Origin of the sequence: Vulcaniibacterium thermophilum, from assembly GCF_007923255.1 — a bacterium.
Classification (GTDB): domain Bacteria; phylum Pseudomonadota; class Gammaproteobacteria; order Xanthomonadales; family Xanthomonadaceae; genus Lysobacter_F; species Lysobacter_F thermophilum.
Map to the genome: position 1 here is coordinate 74868 of NZ_VOHJ01000003.1, position 18669 is coordinate 93536.

Here is an 18669-nt window from a genome sequence, read left to right on the forward strand (position 1 = left end):
CCTCACGGGCTCCGGCCGGTGCTTCGCCAGAGGGCCAGCAAAGCATCCCGGTTGCCGTGCTGACCGGGCCAACCGGCGATCCTGCCGACCACCCGACCATCGCGCAGCAGATAGAACGTTGGCGTTGCCCAGCTATCGACCCAGTCGAACCGTTCCCGGTCGAAGGCGACGCGCATCGGTATCGTGTGCCGGGCGTTCCATGCGGCGATGTCGGCGAACGACAAGCGCGGTTCCTGCGGCACGAGCAACTGCACGTGGCTACGCAGGGATTCGAACGCCGGATCGTTCTCCAGCGCGGCGAGCGCCTCGCGCGAGTATCCGCATTGCGGGTGCACCACCACGACCAGCCGCAACCCAGCGGTCTCGAACGGCTCCTGGACCAGCACCCGCCCCTCTTCCTCCGTACGCAGGACCGATGGTCCGTGCTGCTGCGGCAACAGCCGCAAACGGGGCACCGTGTCGGCATCGGCGCCCAGCAGCGCTCTGGCGCGATCCTCCCGCCGCACCGCCAACCAGGCGGCCGCAAGGAAGCGTCGCCGGTCCTCGCGCCCGACGCTGCCGCGCCGGTCCAGTTCGGCCGCGATCGATTCGGCGTGATCGATGCGCGCCGGGTCGAGCGTGTAGTGCGCAATGAGTTCAGCTGCACGATAACGAGCCGTCAACTGCTCGGAGGGTAGCTCCTGGAAACGCTCCGGCAATGGACCGAAGACGCGGTCGTATGTTTCCGAGATACGCAACCGTTCGTCGCGTTCGCTGATCTTTCCTTGACTTGCCAGTGTCATTCCTTCCTGCTGAGCTGCGAGTACGGCATCCAGTGGATCGCTGGCAGTGGTAATCGTCAGGAGCAGCGTGTAAAGCGAGGCTGATACGTACATGCTCGTTTCGCAAGTTAGCAGAGGAGGGGGCTGACACGCCCCCTCCGCTCTCGGCAGTTGCGGGTACAAATATAGCCCGGCGAACTTTTGCAGGTGCCTTTGGCTTCGCAGTAGTAGCCTGGATAATCGCCTGTGCAACCAGCCCCGTCAGGCGTTTGAATATTGCAGAGATCATCGCCGCGCCAGAAAGCTGTCCGCAGCATTTGATCTTCAGCCGTCACGAACCGGACGCCTGGCAATCGCGTCGTAAGATGCTGCGCGCCAAAGAGTCTGAGAACGCGGTATACGTCAGCCGCTGAGAGCCCCGCGACCAGATCCCTGGTATCTGCTGACGTTAAGCCTCTTTCATTGAACTGCAACGATCGCACAAACCGTGCGCGGGCGGCAGGCGACAGTTTTCTGAGCGGGGGGAGTTGGATCGTTCGAGTAGAGCAAGGTGCTCGTACAGCTCCCTTTGAGTTCGAATTGGTGCCATCGCCATTTCCGCGCTCGGCACCGCCGTCGGAGCGATTCGTTCGGGTTGTGAGGGGGCACCTGCTGCTTGGGCCAAAGTCACACAGCAAATGGCGGCAAGGCACAGACCATACTTCGATACCTTTCGCATGTCGTACTCTCCTTTGTACAAGCCCTTCTCGGGGCGACTCCGGAATGGCGTTGCCTGCTGGATTGTTCCGTGCAGCTCATCTCATTACGCTAGCCGGCGTACCAGGCATATCGAGGCCCGCCGATGTCGTCCACCGCTCCCGTTTCCCTCACGCGTTTCCTGATCGAGGAAGAACGCGCCGGCCACATCAACGCCGAACTGCGGCTGCTGATCGAAGTGGTCGCGCGCGCGTGCAAGACCATCTCGATCGCGGTCGGCAAGGGCGCGCTCGGCGGCGTGCTCGGCGATGCCGGCCAGGGCGCGGCGCAGATCAACGTGCAGGGCGAGGCGCAGAAGAAGCTCGACGTGCTCTCCAACGAGATCCTGCTCGAGGCCAACGCCTGGGGCGGCCATCTGGCCGGGCTCGCCTCCGAGGAGATGGACCACGCGCAGCCGATCCCCGACGTCTACCCGCGCGGCAACTACCTGCTGCTGTTCGATCCGCTCGACGGCAGCTCCAACATCGACGTCAACATTTCCGTCGGCACCATCTTCTCGGTGCTGCGCTGCCCCGAAGGCGTGACGCGGCCCGACGACAGCCACTTCCTGCAGCCCGGCCACGCGCAGGTGGCGGCCGGCTACACCGTGTACGGCCCGAGCACGATGCTGGTGCTCACCGTCGGCCACGGCACGCACGCGTTCACCCTCGACCGCGAGGTCGGCAGCTTCATGCTGACCGCGCGCCATCTGCGGATTCCGGAGGAGACGAAGGAATTCGCGGTCAACATGTCCAACCAGCGCTTCTGGGAGCCGCCGATGCAGGCCTACGTCGCCGACCTGCTGGCCGGCAAGGAAGGCCCGCGCGGCAAGGACTTCAACATGCGCTGGGTGGCGAGCATGGTCGCCGACGTGCACCGCATCCTCACCCGCGGCGGCATCTTCAGCTATCCGCTCGACGCCAAGTGCGCCGAGAAAGGCGGCAAGCTGCGGCTGATGTACGAAGCCAATCCGATGGCGCTGCTGGTGGAACAGGCCGGCGGCGCCGCCAGCACCGGGCGCGAGCGCATGCTCGACGTGGTGCCGAAGCACCTGCACCAGCGCGTGCCGGTGTTCCTCGGCAGCAAGCGCGAGGTCGAGACCGCGGTGCGCTACCACACCGAGCACGACGCCGCGCGGACCCGCCCCGCCGCATGAGCGCGGGCGACTTCATCGAGGTCTATCCCGACGCGCTCGACGCCGCGTTCTGCGGCCGCCTGATCGACGCCTTCGAACGCAGCGGCGCGGCCACGCCCGGCCGCGTCGGCAGCGGCGTGATGCCCGAGCTGAAGGACAGCGCCGATCTCACCATCAGCGGCCGTCCCGAATGGCAGGAGGCCGAAGGCCGGCTCAACGCGGCGATGCTGCGCGGGCTGCTGGCCTACATCCGCCGCTATCCGCACACGCTGATCGCGCCGCTGATGCTGGAAACCGCGGACGCCGACGGCCGCCGCCACCGGCTCACGCCGGAGCGCCTGCAGGCGATGACCGACGAGGCCCTCGCCGAGGTCGTGCGCGCCGTGTTCCGGCCCGGCGCGATCAACCTGCAGCGCTACACCGCCGACCGCGGTGGCTATCCGTACTGGCATTGCGAGCTGTACCCGCGCGACCGCGGCGCGGAAACGCTGCACCGCCACCTGCTGTGGACCGTCTATCTCAACGACGGCTTCGGCGAGGGCGAGACCGAGTTCCTGTACCAGCAACGCAGGATCGCGCCGAAGACCGGCAGCCTGCTGATCGCCCCGGCCGCGTTCACCCACACCCACCGCGGCAACCGGCCGAAGGGCGGCGACAAGTACATCGCCACGAGCTGGATCCTGTTCCAGCGCGCGGAGGCGTTGTTCGGGGGGTAGGGTGGGGGAACGGGGAACGGGGAACGGGGAACGGGGAACGGGGAACGGGGAACGGGGAACCGGGAACCGGGAACGGGGAACCGGGAACCGGGAACGGGGAACGGGGAACCGGGAACTGGGAACCGGGAACCGGGAACCGGGAACTGGGAACCGGGGACAGGGAAGCGGCAGACCGGGCGATGGGTAGGCTGCAAACCGGACGTCGGCAATCGCGGCGCGCCGCGCCGGCTGAGCCGCATCGTCCGCCTCCCCCGGCCTTCGCAGGAGGAGGGGCGGCCGCCACGCCGCGCCCTGTTGCGGCCTGGTAGCGCACGCAGCACGCAGGCGGCGTCATCGACCGCGACGCAGCCTCGCTCGAATCCCTTGGTACGGGGCTACGCTCAGGGCGGCTGGTTCAGCACCAGCCAGTACAGGCCGACCTGCTTCACCGCCCAGACGAACTGGTTGAAGTCCACCGGCTTTTGGATGTAGCTGTTGACCCCGAGTGTGTAGCTCGCCTCGACGTCGAACGGTTCGGCGCTGGTGGTGAGCACCACCACCGGCAGCGCGCGGGTCCGCTCGTCGTTGCGGATCGCCTGCAGCACTTCGCGGCCGTCGAGCTTGGGCAGGTTGAGATCCAGCAGCACCAGCGAGGGCAGGTCCTGCGGGTCGCGATCGGCGTAGCGGCCGCGGGCGAACAGGTAATCCAGCGCCTCGGCGCCGTCGCGCACCACGGTCAGCGTGTTGGCGACCTGCGCTTCCTCGAACGCGAGCCGGGTGAGTTCGACATCGTCCGGATTGTCTTCGACCAGCAGGATTTCGCGGTTCATCGCGTCGCGTCCATGGCGCCCGGTTCGGCGGGAAGGTCGATGTACAGCGTGGTGCCGGCCTCCGGCGCGGATTGCGCGCGGATCCGGCCGCCATGCCGCTCCACGACCCGATGCGCGATCGCCAGCCCAAGGCCGTGACCGCTGCCCTGTTCCGGTCCGTGCAGACGCTGGAAGGGCGCGAACAGTTTATGCGCAAAGCGCATGTCGAAGCCGATGCCCTCGTCGCGGATCGCGAGCCGCAGCCGGTCGCCGATGCGCTCGCCGCTCACCTTCACGCACACCGGCGCGTCGGCGCGCGCGAAGCGCCAGGCGTTGTCGAGCAACTGTTCGAGCATCAACCGCAGCAGGCGTTCGTCGCCGTAGGCGATCAGTCCGGGCGCGACGTCGATCCGACTCTCGCGCTGCGGATGACGCTCGCGCAACGCCATGCAGGCCCATTCCGCCTGCAGGCTGAGGTCGACCGGCTCGGGCCTCAGTTCGGCGCGGCCGGCGCGCACGTAGTCGCCGAGGCCGGCGAGCAGACCGCTCATACGCGCGGCGGCGGCGCGGATGCGGGCGAGGTGGTCGCGGCCGGTGTCGTCGAGCGCGTCGCCGTAGCGCTCGTCCAGGCGCGCGGCGAAGCTCTCGATCGCGCGCAGCGGGGCGCGCAGGTCGTGCGACACCGCGCCGGTGAACAGTTGCAACTGGCGGCGGGCGGCCTCCAGCGCGGCGTGGGCGTCGTCGAGCAGGCGCACCTGCAGCAGCAGGGCCTCGGGCCGGCCGACCGGATCGCGCACCGGCGCCGCCTGCAGCTCGCCCTCGAACACGCCGCCGTCGTCGCGTCGCCAGCGCAGGGTGAGGGTGGCGCTTTCCACCTGCGCCTGCGCGATCGCATGCAGGCGTTCGCGGAGGGCGTCGGCGTCCTCGGCATCCACCGCCTCCGCGAGCGCGCCGCCGGGGTGGACGCGGGCGCCGAGCAGCCGCGTCATTGCGGGGTTGGCGTAGTGGAAGCGCAGATCGAGCCCGACCACCGCCATCGCGGCCGGGAACGCGGAGAGCAGGGCTGCGGCGGTGGCGCCGGGGGAAACGCTGGGGGGGATCAGGGTCGCGCTCGTCACCGGGGGAACACCGCGCGAGTCTACCGAACGGCCGCGCCAGCGCACGGTGGAGCTAGAACAGCTCGCCCTGCGGCGAGGGCGGGCGCGGCGGGACGAAGGCGGAGGTGTCCAGCGGCGGCAGGCGGCCGAAGCCGAGCCGACGGTGCGCCTTGCGGAACCGCTGGGCGATCAGCTCGGCGAACGGGCCGGTGCCGGTCTGGCGGGTGTGGAAGGCGCTGTCGTACTCCTTGCCGCCGCGCATCTGCCGGATCAGGCTCATCACGTGCTCGGCGCGGTCGGGGAAGTGCAGCGCGAGCCACTCGCGGAACACCTGCTTCAGCTCGTGCGGCAGGCGCAGCAGCACGTAGCCGGCGGCGGCGGCGCCATGCGCGCGGGCGGCTTCCAGGATGCGTTCCAGCTCGCGGTCGGTGATCATCGGAATGACCGGCGCCACCATCACGCCGACCGGCACGCCGGCCTCGTGCAGGGTGCGCATCGCGCGCAGCCGCGCGTGCGGCGCCGAGGCGCGCGGTTCCATCCTCGCCGACAGCCGGTTGTCCAGCGTGGTCACCGAGAAGTACACCGTCACCAGCCGCCGCTTCGCCAGATCCGCGAGCACGTCCACGTCGCGCGCGATGGCGGCGTTCTTGGTGATCAGGCTGAAGGGATGCGAGCAGGCGTCGAACACCTCGATCAGCGCGCGGGTGATGCGGTAGCGGCGCTCGATCGGCTGGTAGCTGTCGGTATTGATGCCGAGCGCGATCGGCGAGCAGCGGTAGCCGGGCCTGGCCAGTTCCGCGCGCAGGCGCTCGGCGGCGTTGGTCTTGGCGAACAGGCGGGTCTCGAAGTCGAGCCCGGGCGAGAGATCGAGGTAGGCGTGCGAGGGCCGCGCGAAGCAGTACACGCAGCCGTGCTCGCAGCCGCGGTAGGGATTGACCGACTGGCTGAAGCCGACGTCCGGCGAGTCGTTGCGGCTGATGACGCTGCGCGCGCGTTCCTCGGTCACCTGCGTATCGGGATGCGGCGGCGGCGGCTCGTACACCGAGCCCCAGCCGTCGTCCTCGCCGACGGCGACGGTCTTCTCGTAGCGGCCGCTCACCCAGGAGGCCGCACCCCGGCCCTTGATCGGAACCTGCGCTTTGCGGGCGTCGTCCATCCGGCTAGCCTACGCGCGCGGCGTCGCAGCGGTCGCGACCGCGCCCGCCCCCGATGAACCGCTCAGGAGGTGCGCGTTGCTGGGTTCCCTGCCGGACGTCTGGCGCGCCCTGATCGACCACCCCGACCTGCGCCTGTATCTCACCCTCGGCTGGATCGCCTACGTGCTCTGGCTGGGCGGCTGGATCGTGCTGCAGAAGCGCGAGCCGGTGGCGACGCTGAGCTGGCTGATCAGCCTGGCGGCGCTGCCGGTGGTGGGCTTCGTCGTCTACTACTTCCTCGGCCCGCAGCGCATCCGCCGCCAGCGCCTGCGCCGGCAGCATTCGCGCGGGCGTCTGCCGCAGGCGTTCGGCCCGGTCGACGAGGCGCAGGAGCTGGCCCGCGTCGCGCAGGCCACCACCGGACTGCCGCCGAGCAGCGCGCGCGACGTGCGCCTGCTGGTGGACGGCGCCGCCAAATACGACGCGCTGCTGGAGGCGATCGCCGCGGCGCGGCGCACGGTCCATCTGGAGTACTACATCTTCAATCCGGACCGCATCGGCACGCGCGTGCGCGATGCGCTCGTCGAACGCGCGCGCGCCGGCGTGCAGGTGCGGCTGCTGCTCGATGCGGTCGGCTCCAGCGATGTCGGCTCGCGCTTCCTGCGTCCGCTGCGCGAGGCCGGCGGCGAGGTGGCGTTCTTCCACCCGATGCGCCTGCGCCGCCTGTGGAAGCGGCCGTGGCTGAACCTGCGCACGCACCGCAAGATCGCGGTGATCGACGGCCGCGTCGGCTTCACCGGCGGCATCAACGTCACCGACGAGGAGGACGAACGCGCGCGCGACGACGCCTACCGCGATCTGCATCTGCGCCTGGAAGGCCCGGTGGTGCGCGAGCTGGAGCTGGTGTTCCTGGAGGACTGGTGCTACGCCACCGGCCAGACGCCGCCCGCGCTGCCGCCGCCGGACGCGGAGCCCGGCAGCGTGCCCGCGCAGGTGCTGGTGTCGGGGCCGGACTCGCCGTGGGAGGCGATCCACCGCGCGCACGTCGGCGCGATCCACGCCGCGCGCCACCGCGTGTGGCTGGTCACGCCGTACTTCGTTCCCGGCGAGGCGGCGCGCATGGCGCTGACCTCCGCCGCGCTCGGCGGACTCGACGTGCGCCTGCTGGTGCCGCGCCGCAGCGACAGCCGCATCGTCACCTACGCCACGCGGTCGTACTTCGACGAGCTGCTGGAGGCGGGGGTGAAGATCTACCAGTACGGCCCGCGTCTGCTGCACACCAAGGCGCTGCTGTGCGACGACGACCTGGCGCTGATCGGCAGCGCCAACTTCGACCACCGCAGCTTCCGCCTCAACTTCGAAGTGTGCGTGATGTTCCACGATGCGGGCATCGCCGCCGCGCTGGCGCGGGTGATCGAAGGCGAGTTCGCGCACGCCCCGCGCGTGCGCCCGGACCGCGCGCGGCCGCTGTGGCGCGCGCGCCTGCCGGAGGCGCTGGCACGGCTGGTCTCGCCGGTGCTCTGAGCCGGCGCCGGCCGACCAGCGGTCGAATCCCGCCGCCGGGCACGACCGTCGCCTGCGCATCGCGGGCGTACACTGCCCGCGTTCACAGGGAGCACGGACATGTACTGGCTGTACGCGCTGCTTGCGGTCGCTGCCTTCGCCGTCGCGTTCCGCACCACGTCATCGGCGTTGATGGCGATCAGCCTGATCGCCGGCCTCGGCTTCATGGTCGCCTGGATGTTCGGCCTGCTGGCGCAGCGCGTCGGCAGCCGCACGCGCGACGACGTCATCCTGCTCGACCCCGAGGAACTGCGCCGCCTGCGCGAGCGGGCCGAAGCGCGCAAACTCGCGGGCGCCGCACCGCCGGCCGAACCGCCGCGCTGACGGCGGCCGCACGCGCAGCGCCCGTGCGCGAGCGCGGTGCGGGCGCACGCGCGCCGCTTGCACGGGGCGTCGCGAGCGGGCGCTACACTGCGCGCATGACCGTCCTCAGCGTCAACGTCAACAAGATCGCGGTGCTGCGCAACTCGCGCGGCGGCCGCGAGCCCGACGTCGTGCGCGCCGCGACCGCCTGCCTCGATGCCGGCGCGCACGGCATCACCGTGCACCCGCGTCCCGACGCGCGCCACATCCGCCACGACGACGTGCTCGCGCTCGCCGCGCTCACCCGCGCCCGCGGCGTCGAATTCAATCTGGAAGGCAATCCGTTCGCCCCGCCGCGCCCCGGCTACCCGGGCTTGCTCGCCTTGTGCGAACAGGCGCGGCCCGCGCAGGCGACGCTGGTGCCCGACGACGACGGGCAGATCACCTCCGACCACGGCTTCGACTTCGCGCGCGACGGCGCCGCGTTGCGCCCGCTGATCGCGCGGCTGAAGACGCTCGGCTGCCGCGTGAGCGTGTTCGTCGACGCCGACCGCGGCGATCCGCACGACACCATGGCGGCGGCGGCCGCGACCGGCGCCGACCGCGTCGAGCTGTACACCGGACCCTATGCCGAAAGCTTCGGCACGCCCACGCAGAGCGCCATGCTCGCCCGCTTCGCCGCCGCCGCGCGCGCCGCGCAGGCGCACGGGTTGGGCGTCAACGCCGGCCACGACCTCAGCCAGGCCAATCTCGCCGCGTTCCTGAAGGCGGTGCCGGGCGTGCTCGAGGTGTCCATCGGCCATGCGCTGATCGGCGAGGCGCTCTACGCCGGCCTCGACGCCACCGTCCGCGCCTACCTCGACATCCTGGCTGCGACCACCGACGCGCCGTAGGAGCGGCACCACCTGCCGCCTTCGTCGGCGAACGTCGGTCGGTGGCGGGGTGCCCGGTTCCCTCCGTATCGAGTACGGCGAGGAACGCAGGACACCCTGCCGTGCCCGGCAACGCGGCAGGAGCGGCTTCAGCCGCGACCGGCACGTCCGATGACGGCATCGACCGCACCGTGGGCGCGCTCGGCGGGGACGGGACGAACGCCTAGAACGCCTGGCCCAGGTGACGCACCCCGCTGCGCTGCGCGGCGGCCAGCGCGGTGGCGACCGCCTGGTAGTCGACGTCGTCGCTCGCGCGCAGCGTCAGCGCCGTTGCGGGCGAGCGCTGCGCCAGCGCGCGCAGTGCGGCATCGAGCTCGCCCGCTGCGAGCGTCCGTCCATCGAGGCGATAGCCGGCCGTCGAGACCTCCAGCACCACCGGCTCCGTGGGCGTCGCTCCGCCCGCCTGCGGCAGGTGGGTCTGCAGCGTGCGGGTGAGCAGCGGCACCGAGAGCATGAAGATGATCAGCAGCACCAGCATCACGTCCACCAGCGGCGTGATGTTGATCTGCGCGATCGGCAGGCCGGAAGGACGAACTGCGGATGCCATGGCACACCTCCTGTTCGCGTGGTTGCGCCTTCACGCTACGCCCGGGCGTGCGCCGTGCGCGAGGCCGGCGCGACGACCCGCTCAGGACCGGTTCAACCCGCGCCGCCTGCACCCGTGGCGGTCTGCCGCCGTCGTCGCGTGGCGCCGGGCACGGACCGCGTGCGGCAACCCGGAGTGGGCATGGCCGTGGGCGGCGCGCCCCGCACCGGGCCGTCGTCCACCTGGGCGCGACTTGGGTCCGCCACTCCGTCGGAGACGGTCAGCGTCGCCCGTCCCCGGCGCCGGCGCTGAAGCTCACCGCCACGACCGGCAACCTGGTCTCCTGCCACGAGCGCGCTCCGCACCTGTGCGCATTGCCGGCGGGCGTTCGCGGGCCCTGCGGCGCGCCCCCCCCTCACCCCGGCCCTCTCCCCCGCACTGCGCGGGAAAGGGGGTGTTGGGCTCGCGAGTAAGCGATGGGTACGCTGGCGCACGCGTTTGCGCATTGCGGGCTGTGTTCGCGCGCCTGCGGCGCACCGCCCTCCCCCGCGCTGCGGGAGAGGGGGGTTGGCACGCGAGGCGGGCGGTGGACACGCTTACCCACTCGTTGCGCATTGCAGCCTGATCCCCGCTCCCCGCTCCCCGCTCCCCGATCCCCGATCCCCGATCCCCGATCCCCGATCCCCGATCCCCGATCCCCGATCCCCGATCCCCGATCCCCGATCCCCGATCCCCGATCCCCGATCCCCGATCCCCGATCCCCGATTCCCGATTCCCGATTCCCGATTCCCGATTCCCGATTCCCGATTCCCGATTACCCGACCCCCACAGCCGGTCATCGCCCACAAGCCGCCTGCGCCGCAAAAAGAAACGCCGCCCGAAGGCGGCGTTTTCACGACAGTAGGTGCGTCTGCGAAACCTTATTGCTCCTGCACGAAGCCGATCTTCTGCATGTCGGCGTTCTTCGCGTAGGCCAGGACCTTGGCCAGGATCTCGTAGTTGGCGTCCGGATTGGTGTCGATCTCCAGCAGCGGCTGGTTGGTCGGATCGCGCTGCACCTCGGTCTGCATGAGGGTGGGCAGCGCCGACAGCGGCTGCGGAGCGTCGTTCCAGTACACCTGGCCGGAGGCGTCGATCCGCAGGCGGATCGGCGGCGGCGGTTCCTGCGTCTGCGGCGGCGGGTTGAGCGCCCGCTGCGGCAGGTTGACGTCGATCGGGTAGGACAGGATCGGCGCGGTGACCATGAAGATGATCAGCAGCACCAGCATCACGTCGACCAGCGGCGTGACGTTGATGTCCGCCATCGGACCGCTGCTGGAGTTGGAAGAGAAAGCCATGACGAACCTCGGTTCTTAGCGTTCCTTGGTGGCGACGTAGCCGACCTTGCGGATGCCCTGGGCCTGCGCGGTCTTCACCACCTCGGCGATGATGCGGTACTTGGTGGTCTTGTCGCCGCGCAGGTTGACCTGCGGTTGCGGCGTCTTCTGGGCTTCCACCGACAGCCGGCTCTCGAGCACTTCCTTGGTGATCGGCTCGTCGTTCCAGAACAGCTTGCCGTCTTCCTTCACCGCGATCGTGATCGGCGGCACCGGCGGCGCGTTCTCCTCGCGTTTGAGCAGATTCGCCTGCGGGAGCTCGACCTGGACCTTATGCGACATCAGCGGAGTGGTGATCATGAAGATGATCAGCAGCACCAGCATCACGTCCACGAGGGGCGTGACGTTGATTTCGGCCATCGGGCCGCCGCTGTCGTTGCCGGTACTGAAGGCCATGGTCGGGTACTCCTACTGCGTGAAAGGCCGCGCGGTGCCGTGCCGGTCAGCGCTTGGCCGGCATTTCGCCGACGCGCGCGCCGGTGGCGAAGAAGTCGTGCAGATCGTGCGCGAAGCTGTCGAACTTGTTGTTCGTCACGCGGTTGAGGCGCGTGAAGAAGTTGTACGCCAGCACCGCCGGAATCGCGACGAACAGACCGAGCGCGGTCATGATCAGCGCCTCACCGACCGGACCGGCGACGGCGTCGATCGAGGCCTGGCCGCTGGCGCCGATGCGGATCAGGGCGCCGTAGATGCCCCACACCGTACCGAGCAGACCGACGAACGGCGCGGTCGAACCGACGGTGGCGAGCACGGTCAGACCGTTCTCGAGACGCGAGCTCTCGCGGGTCACCGCCTGGCGCAGGGCGCGGTCGACGAACTCGGAGCGGTTCAGCGACTCGACCAGGCGCGAACCTTCGTGGCGCTGGTGGTGCGCGGCGGCCTGGGCGGCGTCGAGCGCGATCTTGGAGAACGGCTCGGACTTCGGCTGCTCCTCCATGAAACGGATCGCGTCCTGGGCGTTCGGCGTCTCCCAGAAGGTGCTGATGACGCGGTCCGAATTGCGGCGCAGGCTGAGGTTCTTGAAGAAGTTGATGACGATCCAGTAGATCGACAGGACCGACATCGTCACGAGCGTGATCAGCACCGCCCAGGAGACGGCGAACTGACCGGGCTCGGCCATCATTTCCTCGAGCAGATGGCCAACACCCATCTGCGTCAGGGCCGAGGCGGCGTTATTGCCACCGGCAGCAGCGGCGAACATGAATTCCTGCAGCATGACGCTTACCTATCGTTTGTCGTGAAAGAGAAGGAGTGGAACGAAGCGGAACTCGGACCGCCGATCAGGTCGGCGGCACGAAGTCGACCGGGACGCGCACGCGGCTGGCCACCGGCTGGCCGTTGCGGATCTCGGGGTTGAACTTCCAGCGGCGGGCCGCTTCCACTGCGGCGCGATCGAGGTTGCGATTGCGGCTCGACTTCTCGACCTGGATATCGAGCACGTTGCCCTGCGCGTCGATGCTGATCACCAGGATGACCGTGCCACCGACGCCCTGCCGCAGTTCCTGCGGCGGATAACGCGGCGGATTGAGGCGACGCGACGACGGATCGACGCTGGAGCCGATGTCGGCGATCGGCGCGGGCGGCGACGGCGGCGACGGCGGCTGCGGCGGCAGGTCCACCGGGCTCGGGTCTTCGACCTCGATCGGCGGCTGCTCCGGCGGCGGCGGCAACGGAGTGGGCTGCGGCACCGAGATCTGCTTCGGCGGCTGCAGCTGCTTGGGCGGTTCCGGCGGCGGCGGCGGCGGCGGCGGGGGCGGCGGCGGCGGCTTGATCAGGTTGACGACCGTGACCTGCTCGTTGTCCTGCTTGGCCGCGGGCGGCGAAATGGGCTTGAGCAGCAGCAGCAGCGCGGCCACGTGGACGGTGATCGCCATCGTGATGCCGGCGATCCGTGCCCAGTTCAGGCCTTCCTGGTCGTCTTGGTTGGCGTGGATTTCGAAGTCTTGCGTCATGCGCCGAAGCTCAGGAGGTGTTTCCGGACGCCAGGGCGCCACGGGCCTGCGTTGGGGAGAGTTCGACGCGGCCGTCTCGGCCGCGTGAAACGCCTAGCATATACCAAACGCGCCGCGGTACACCAAGTGCCGCGACGCGTCCGGCGAGCTCACTTGCCGCCGGGCAACGCCAGGATTTTCTTGGCGTCCTCGGGCTTCTTGACGCCCTTGGCGATCGCCTGGCGCGCCGCCTCCTTGGCCTCGGGGATGCGGTCTTCCTGCCACAGAAGACGCGCGAGATTGAGATAGGTCTCGCCATCCGGGGCGAGCGGCGCGGCCTTCTTGTAGGCGTCGATCGCCGGGGCCGGCTGGTCGGAGAAGTAGTACGCCTGCGCGAGCGCGACGTAGGTCTGGTAGTCGGGCTTGAGCACGCCCTTCTGCAGGCCCTCGTTGATGACCTCGATCGCCTGCTTCTCCTTGCCGTCCATGTTGAGGTAGGTGGCGAACAGCTGGCGGTAGTCGCGGTCCTCGGTGAACTGGCCGGAAGCGCGCAGCTTCTCCAGCACCGCGGCCGCCTTGTCCATCATGTCGCCCTGCAGATAGGTGGCGACGAGGTTCATCTGCGCGCGCTTGTCGGTCGGGTTCTTCTGCGCGACCTGCTCGGCGAGCCTGGCGGCTTCGGCGTTGTTGCCGGTTTCCATGTAGGTGGCCATCAGAAGCTGCAGCCAGTCGCTGCGCGGCTCCGGCGTGGCGTCGATCGCCTGCTTCAGCACCTGCGCGGCTTCCGGGTAACGCTCCAGGCGATAGAGCGCGTTGCCCTTGAGCACCAGGTGCTCGGGCTTGCTGGTCTTGGTCTCGCCGAGGAAGCGGTCGAACGTCGCCAACGCTTCGGCGTACTGGTCCTCCTGAAGCTGCAACTGGCCCAGCATCAGCATCGAGTTGTAGTGGCCGTCGTTGTCGAGGCCGTCGAGCTCGATCACCTTCTTGAGGTAGGCCATCGCCGCGGCGGTGTCGTCGGCCTCGTAGGCGATGTTGGCGGCGAGCTGCGCGGCGAACGCGCGGTCGTAGGCGTTGGCGGCTTCGCTGGCGATGATCTCGTCGGCGATCTTGCGCGCCTCGGCGCCCTTCTCCTTCTCGTAGAGGTCGACCATCTTCTGCAGGCGCGAGGACATCTTGGCGGAGGCCTTGGCCTCGGCCTTGCGCGCGGCGTCCGGATACTGCGTCTCGCGCTTGCCCGCCTTGTCCTGCTGGCGTTGCTGACGCTCGGCGCGGCGCTCGGCGGCGCGGTCGGCGGCGGACTGCGCCTGCGCGGCGACGGCGGTCACCGCGAGCACGGCGCCGACGGCGGCCGCGAGCAGGGACGAGCGGAAGGGGCGGCGCTGCTTCATGGATCACCTCACGGGTACATGCCTTGAGCAGGCATGCGATCAGGATTCATCCCCCGGACAGGGGGCCGTCACGCTAGCAGAAACGAACGGCTCTGCAATACGGGTTTTCACTACGAAACGATCATGTTCCGTTCAGCCACAGCGTGGTGCGCGGCCGGCGCCGCGCGCCTGCTGCCACACCGGCAGCAGGCCTTCGGCGCGCGCGCCGAGTTCGCGCAGCCGCGATTGCGGATCCGGGTGCGTGGAGAGCCATTCCGGCGGCCGGCCGGGGCTGGCCTCGATCATGTTCTGCCACAGGTTCACCGCCTGCCGCGGATCGAAGCCGGCGCGCGCCATCAGCTGCTGGCCGACGACGTCGGCTTCGCTCTCCTGTTCGCGCGACTTCGGCAGCAGGAACGCGGCCTGCGCGGTCAGCCCGCCGAGCTGGCTGGTGGTGCGCGCAGCGCCTTCGCCGTAGGCGGCGCCGGCGATCATGCTGGCCACGCCGAGCACGGTCTGGGTGCCGAGCTGGCGGGTGATGCGCTCGTCGTGGTGGCGCGAGACCACGTGGCCGATCTCGTGCGCGATCACCGCGGCGAGCTGGTCCTGGTTGCGCGCGACCTTGAAGATGCCGGTGTGCACGCCGACCTTGCCGCCGGGCAGCGCGAACGCGTTCGGTTCGTCGTTGACGAACAGCGCGGTGTCCCAGCGCGCCTGCCAGCCGGCGGGCAGTTCGCGCGTGATCGCATCGACCACGCAGCGCACGTAGGCGTTGCGCGCGGCGTCGGTGCTGACGGTGTTCCTGGACTTCGCTTCGGCGAACGCCTGCTCGCCCATCTGATCGAGCTGCGCCGGCGGTATCGCGCCGACGTACTGGGTGCGGCCGGTCGGCGAGGTGGTGGTCGCGCACCCGGCGAGCAGGGCGGCGGTGAGAACGGGCGCAAGAGCGCGCATCGGCGGCGTCATCCCATGTGATTGCGTCCCCGTTTTAGGCGCTGGACCATCAACGGGCCATCAACGGACGAGCGTCCGTTCAGCCTGGCGTGCCGAGCAACAGCGCGGCGCAGCCGAGCGCGTTGTGCAGCGCGTGCGCGCCGATCGCGGCCCACAGGGTGCCGGTGCGGCGGTAGACCCAGGCGAAGGCCACCCCCATCAGGCCGTAGGCGGTCCACAGCAGGGCGAACGCGGCCGGCGGCTGGCCGCCGGGGCCCGGGGGCTCGTGCAGCAGCGCGAACGCGGCGCCGCTGAGCAGCATCCCCAGGCCGGGCCGGCCGGCGGCCCACAGGCGGCCGAACACCACACGGCGGAACAGCAGCTCCTCGTACAGCGGCGCGAGCACGACCGCGAACAGCACCAGCAGCGCCGGTTGCGTGCGCAGCGCCGCTTCGACCAGCGCGAGATTGCTCGGCGTGGCCTTCACGCCCAGGCGTTCGACCAGCGCGACGGCGCCGCTCGCCAGCGCGAACACGCCGATCCCGGTCGCCATCGCCCATGCCCAGGTCGAGGGCCGCGCCGCCTGCCGGAGCGAGTGCGCGCGCTCGCCGGCATCGGCCGGACGACGCCACAGGAACAGCGCCAGCGCCGGCACGCCGGTGACCAGCACCGACATCGCGATCTGCGCGACCACGCCCGGCTGCTGCAGCCGCGCGGCCAGATGCGGCGGCGCGCCGCCTTCGGCGAGCGTGAGCCAGGTCGCCCATCCGGCCATGAAGACGAGCGACAGCAGCAGCATCGCCGCGAGCGCCAGCGCGAGGTCGAGCAGCGCATGCAGCAGCGGCCGCATGGCCGACGGCGCGGCGGCGCGCAGGCGATCGCGCAACGGCAACGGCGTGCGGCTCACACGTCGAGGTTGGCGACCTTCAGCGCGTTGTCCTCGATGAACTCGCGCCGCGGCTCGACCACATCGCCCATCAGGGTGGAGAAGATCTGGTCGGCGGCGACCGCGTCCTCGATGCGCACCTGCAGCAGGCGGCGGGTTTCCGGATTCACCGTGGTCTCCCACAACTGCTCCGGGTTCATCTCGCCCAGGCCCTTGAAGCGTTGGATCTGCCGGCCCTTCTTCGCTTCCTCCATCAGCCAGGCGTAGGCCTCGGCGAAGCTGCGCACGGCTTGCGTGCGATTGCCGCGCTGGATCGACGCGCCCTCGCGGATGAGATCGTTCAGCAGCACCGCCGCCTCGCGCATCGCGCGCAGCTCGCCGGTGTCGAAGGCGGCCAGCGGAATCGTCTGCACGGTTTCCTCGCCCATGTGGCGGCGGCGGATCACCAGCGCGGCGGGCCGGTCGTCGCCGGCCGCCTGCAGCGCAAGCAGGTAGCGCGCATGGCCGAGGCCGCGCTGGTTCAGGCGCGCCTCGATGTCGGCCAGCGTGGCGCGCGCCTGCTCCGGCTGCGCGACCAGCACGTCCAGCGGCGCGCGGTCGATCAGCGTTTCCAGCACGCGCGCGTCGTAGCGGTGCGCCTGGCGGCGGATGCTCTCGCGGGCGGTGGCGTAGGCGAGCAGCAGCTTCTCCAGATGCACGCCCTCCACCGGCGGCTCGCCCGCCGCCGGGATCAGCGCGGCGCCTTCCACCGCGCTGCTGGCGAGGTAGGCGTCGAGCGCGGCGTCGTCCTTCAGGTAGATCTCGTTCTTGCCCTGCTTGACCTTGTACAGCGGCGGCAGGCCGATGTAGATGTGGCCGCGCTCGATCAGCTCGGGCATCTGCCGGTAGAAGAACGTCAGCAGCAGCGTGCGGATGTGGCTGCCGTCGACGTCGGCGTCGGTCATGATGATGATGCGGTGGTAGCGCAGCTTGTCGGGGTTGTATTCGTCCTTGCCGATGCCGCAGCCGAGCGCGGTGATCAGGGTGCCGACCTCGGCGGAGGACAGCATGCGGTCGAAGCGCGCGCGCTCGACGTTGAGGATCTTGCCGCGCAGCGGCAGCACGGCCTGATGGCGGCGGTTGCGGCCCTGCTTGGCGGAGCCGCCGGCCGAGTCGCCCTCGACGATGAACAGCTCCGACAGCGCCGGGTCCTTCTCCTGGCAGTCGGCGAGCTTGCCGGGCAGGCCGGCGATGTCGAGCGCGCCTTTGCGGCGGGTCAGCTCGCGCGCCTTGCGCGCGGCTTCGCGCGCGCGCGCGGCCTCCACGACCTTCTCGGCGATGGCGCGCGCCTCGGCCGGGTGCTCCTGGAGGAACTCCTCCAAACGTGCGCCGAACACGCTCTCAACGACCGGCTTCACCTCCGAACTGACCAGTTTCTCCTTGGTCTGCGAGGAGAAGCTCGGGTCCGGCACCTTGACCGACAGGACGGCGATCAGGCCTTCGCGCATGTCGTCGCCCGACAGCGCGACTTTGGCGTTCTTCGCCAGCCCGTTCTGCTCGATGTAGTTGGACAGCGTGCGGGTCAGCGCGGCGCGGAAACCGGCGAGGTGGGTGCCGCCGTCCTTCTGCGGGATGTTGTTGGTGAAGCAGAACATCGTCTCCTGATAGGCGTCGGTCCATTGCAGGGCGACGTCGACCGCGATGCCGTTCTGCTCGCCGGAGACCGAAATGACGTTCGGATGCAGCGGCGTTTTCAGTTGCGCCAGATGCTCGACGAAGGAGCGGATGCCGCCCTCGTACTCGAACACGTCGCGCTTGCCCTCGCCGCGCTCGTCGATCAGCGCGATCCGGACGCCCGAGTTGAGGAAGGACAGCTCGCGCAGACGCTTGGCGAGGATGTCGTAGTGGAACTCGGTGTCGGTGAAGATCTCCGCCGACGGCTTGAAGCGCAGCAGGGTGCCGCGCTTGGAGGAGGGCTCGGCCTGGCGCAGCGGGAACAGCGGCTCGCCGAGCGCGTACTCCTGTTGCCAGTGGTAGCCGTCGCGCCAGATCTCGAGCCACAGGTGCTCGGAGAGCGCGTTGACCACCGACACGCCGACGCCGTGCAGGCCGCCGGACACCTTGTAGGCGTTGTCGTCGAACTTGCCGCCGGCGTGCAGCACCGTGAGGATCACCTCGGCCGCCGAACGGCCTTCCTCCGGGTGGATGTCGACCGGAATGCCGCGGCCGTTGTCCTCCACCGAGACCGAACCGTCGGCGTGCAGGGTCACGGTGACTTCGTCGGCGTGGCCGGCGAGCGCCTCGTCGATCGAGTTGTCGACGACCTCGAACACCATGTGATGCAGGCCGGTGCCGTCGTGCACGTCGCCGATGTACATGCCCGGCCGCTTGCGCACCGCCTCCAGGCCGCGCAGCACGGTGATCTTGCTGGCGTCGTAGGCGGTGGCGGCGTCGGTGGGCGCGGGGGAGGCGGGGAGATCGTGCTCGGCTTGAGTCATGCGCAAC

Annotated in this window: 18 protein-coding genes; 5 read left to right on the forward strand and 13 right to left on the reverse strand. The window is 69.9% G+C overall.

From position 1 onward, the window contains the following. Positions 1–2 precede the first annotated feature (2 nt). The gene (locus FQY64_RS02270; protein ID WP_146472084.1) at positions 3–875 is read right to left on the reverse strand and encodes a hypothetical protein; all 873 of its coding nucleotides are present in this window, start codon (positions 873–875) and stop codon (positions 3–5) included. Positions 876–1602: 727 nt separating this feature from the next. Here FQY64_RS02270 and FQY64_RS02275 point away from each other — a divergent pair. Further along, positions 1603–2652: a class 1 fructose-bisphosphatase gene (locus FQY64_RS02275; RefSeq protein ID WP_146472085.1), complete on the forward strand. Its 1050-nt coding sequence runs from the start codon at positions 1603–1605 to the stop codon at positions 2650–2652. Then, a complete protein-coding gene (locus tag FQY64_RS02280; RefSeq protein ID WP_146472086.1) occupies positions 2649–3347 on the forward strand; it encodes a 2OG-Fe(II) oxygenase in 699 nt (232 codons plus the stop codon). The genes FQY64_RS02275 and FQY64_RS02280 overlap by 4 nt, the downstream gene beginning before the upstream one ends. 380 nt (positions 3348–3727) lie before the next feature. On the opposite strand, the gene FQY64_RS02290 is transcribed toward FQY64_RS02280, so the two are convergent. From FQY64_RS02290 to FQY64_RS02300, 3 genes are read right to left on the reverse strand one after another with little or no spacing between them, the layout of a single operon-like run. Continuing rightward, the gene (locus FQY64_RS02290; protein ID WP_146472088.1) at positions 3728–4156 is read right to left on the reverse strand and encodes a response regulator; all 429 of its coding nucleotides are present in this window, start codon (positions 4154–4156) and stop codon (positions 3728–3730) included. Then, a complete protein-coding gene (locus FQY64_RS02295; protein ID WP_146472089.1) occupies positions 4153–5253 on the reverse strand; it encodes a sensor histidine kinase in 1101 nt (366 codons plus the stop codon). Before FQY64_RS02295 ends, FQY64_RS02290 begins: the two co-directional genes overlap by 4 nt. A gap of 52 nt (positions 5254–5305) precedes the next feature. Continuing rightward, positions 5306–6388, reverse strand: coding sequence for a PA0069 family radical SAM protein (locus FQY64_RS02300; protein ID WP_146472090.1), 1083 nt, complete (start codon positions 6386–6388; stop codon positions 5306–5308). A 76-nt stretch (positions 6389–6464) separates the two neighbouring features. Here FQY64_RS02300 and cls point away from each other — a divergent pair, with 76 nt between their 5' ends. The 3 genes from cls (at position 6465) to FQY64_RS02315 (ending at position 9127) form a co-directional block, all read left to right on the forward strand. Beyond that, positions 6465–7892 (forward strand): cardiolipin synthase, encoded by a 1428-nt coding sequence (cls, locus tag FQY64_RS02305; RefSeq protein ID WP_386112821.1) that lies wholly within the window; start codon positions 6465–6467, stop codon positions 7890–7892. A gap of 99 nt (positions 7893–7991) precedes the next feature. Next, complete coding sequence (locus FQY64_RS02310) at positions 7992–8255, forward strand: hypothetical protein (RefSeq protein WP_146472091.1); 264 nt, start codon at positions 7992–7994, stop codon at positions 8253–8255. A gap of 95 nt (positions 8256–8350) precedes the next feature. Further along, positions 8351–9127, forward strand: a complete 777-nt coding sequence (locus tag FQY64_RS02315; protein ID WP_146472092.1) for a pyridoxine 5'-phosphate synthase — start codon at positions 8351–8353, stop codon at positions 9125–9127. A gap of 202 nt (positions 9128–9329) precedes the next feature. Here FQY64_RS02315 and FQY64_RS02320 read toward each other — a convergent pair whose 3' ends face one another. From FQY64_RS02320 to gyrB, 9 genes are all read right to left on the reverse strand, one after another. Next, entirely contained in the window at positions 9330–9713 is a 384-nt protein-coding gene (locus tag FQY64_RS02320) for an ExbD/TolR family protein (RefSeq protein WP_146472093.1), read from the reverse strand. Positions 9714–10612: 899 nt separating this feature from the next. Next, positions 10613–11029 (reverse strand): ExbD/TolR family protein, encoded by a 417-nt coding sequence (locus tag FQY64_RS02325; RefSeq protein ID WP_146472094.1) that lies wholly within the window; start codon positions 11027–11029, stop codon positions 10613–10615. 15 nt (positions 11030–11044) lie between these two features. Then, complete coding sequence (locus tag FQY64_RS02330; protein ID WP_146472095.1) at positions 11045–11464, reverse strand: ExbD/TolR family protein; 420 nt, start codon at positions 11462–11464, stop codon at positions 11045–11047. 46 nt (positions 11465–11510) lie between these two features. Next, positions 11511–12284 carry a MotA/TolQ/ExbB proton channel family protein gene (locus tag FQY64_RS02335; RefSeq protein ID WP_146472096.1) on the reverse strand — a complete coding sequence of 258 codons (774 nt, stop codon included), beginning with the start codon at positions 12282–12284 and terminating at the stop codon, positions 11511–11513. A gap of 64 nt (positions 12285–12348) precedes the next feature. Next, positions 12349–13020: an energy transducer TonB gene (locus FQY64_RS02340; protein ID WP_146472097.1), complete on the reverse strand. Its 672-nt coding sequence runs from the start codon at positions 13018–13020 to the stop codon at positions 12349–12351. A 149-nt stretch (positions 13021–13169) separates the two neighbouring features. Continuing rightward, complete coding sequence (locus FQY64_RS02345; RefSeq protein ID WP_146472098.1) at positions 13170–14387, reverse strand: tetratricopeptide repeat protein; 1218 nt, start codon at positions 14385–14387, stop codon at positions 13170–13172. A gap of 132 nt (positions 14388–14519) precedes the next feature. Continuing rightward, on the reverse strand, positions 14520–15320 hold the full coding sequence (locus FQY64_RS02350; RefSeq protein ID WP_146472099.1) for a M48 family metallopeptidase: 801 nt from the start codon (positions 15318–15320) through the stop codon (positions 14520–14522). A 79-nt stretch (positions 15321–15399) separates the two neighbouring features. Further along, positions 15400–16206, reverse strand: coding sequence for a CPBP family intramembrane glutamic endopeptidase (locus FQY64_RS02355; protein ID WP_229814853.1), 807 nt, complete (start codon positions 16204–16206; stop codon positions 15400–15402). Further along, entirely contained in the window at positions 16203–18662 is a 2460-nt protein-coding gene (gene gyrB / locus FQY64_RS02360) for a DNA topoisomerase (ATP-hydrolyzing) subunit B (RefSeq protein WP_146472100.1), read from the reverse strand. Before gyrB ends, FQY64_RS02355 begins: the two co-directional genes overlap by 4 nt. Positions 18663–18669 lie beyond the last annotated feature (7 nt).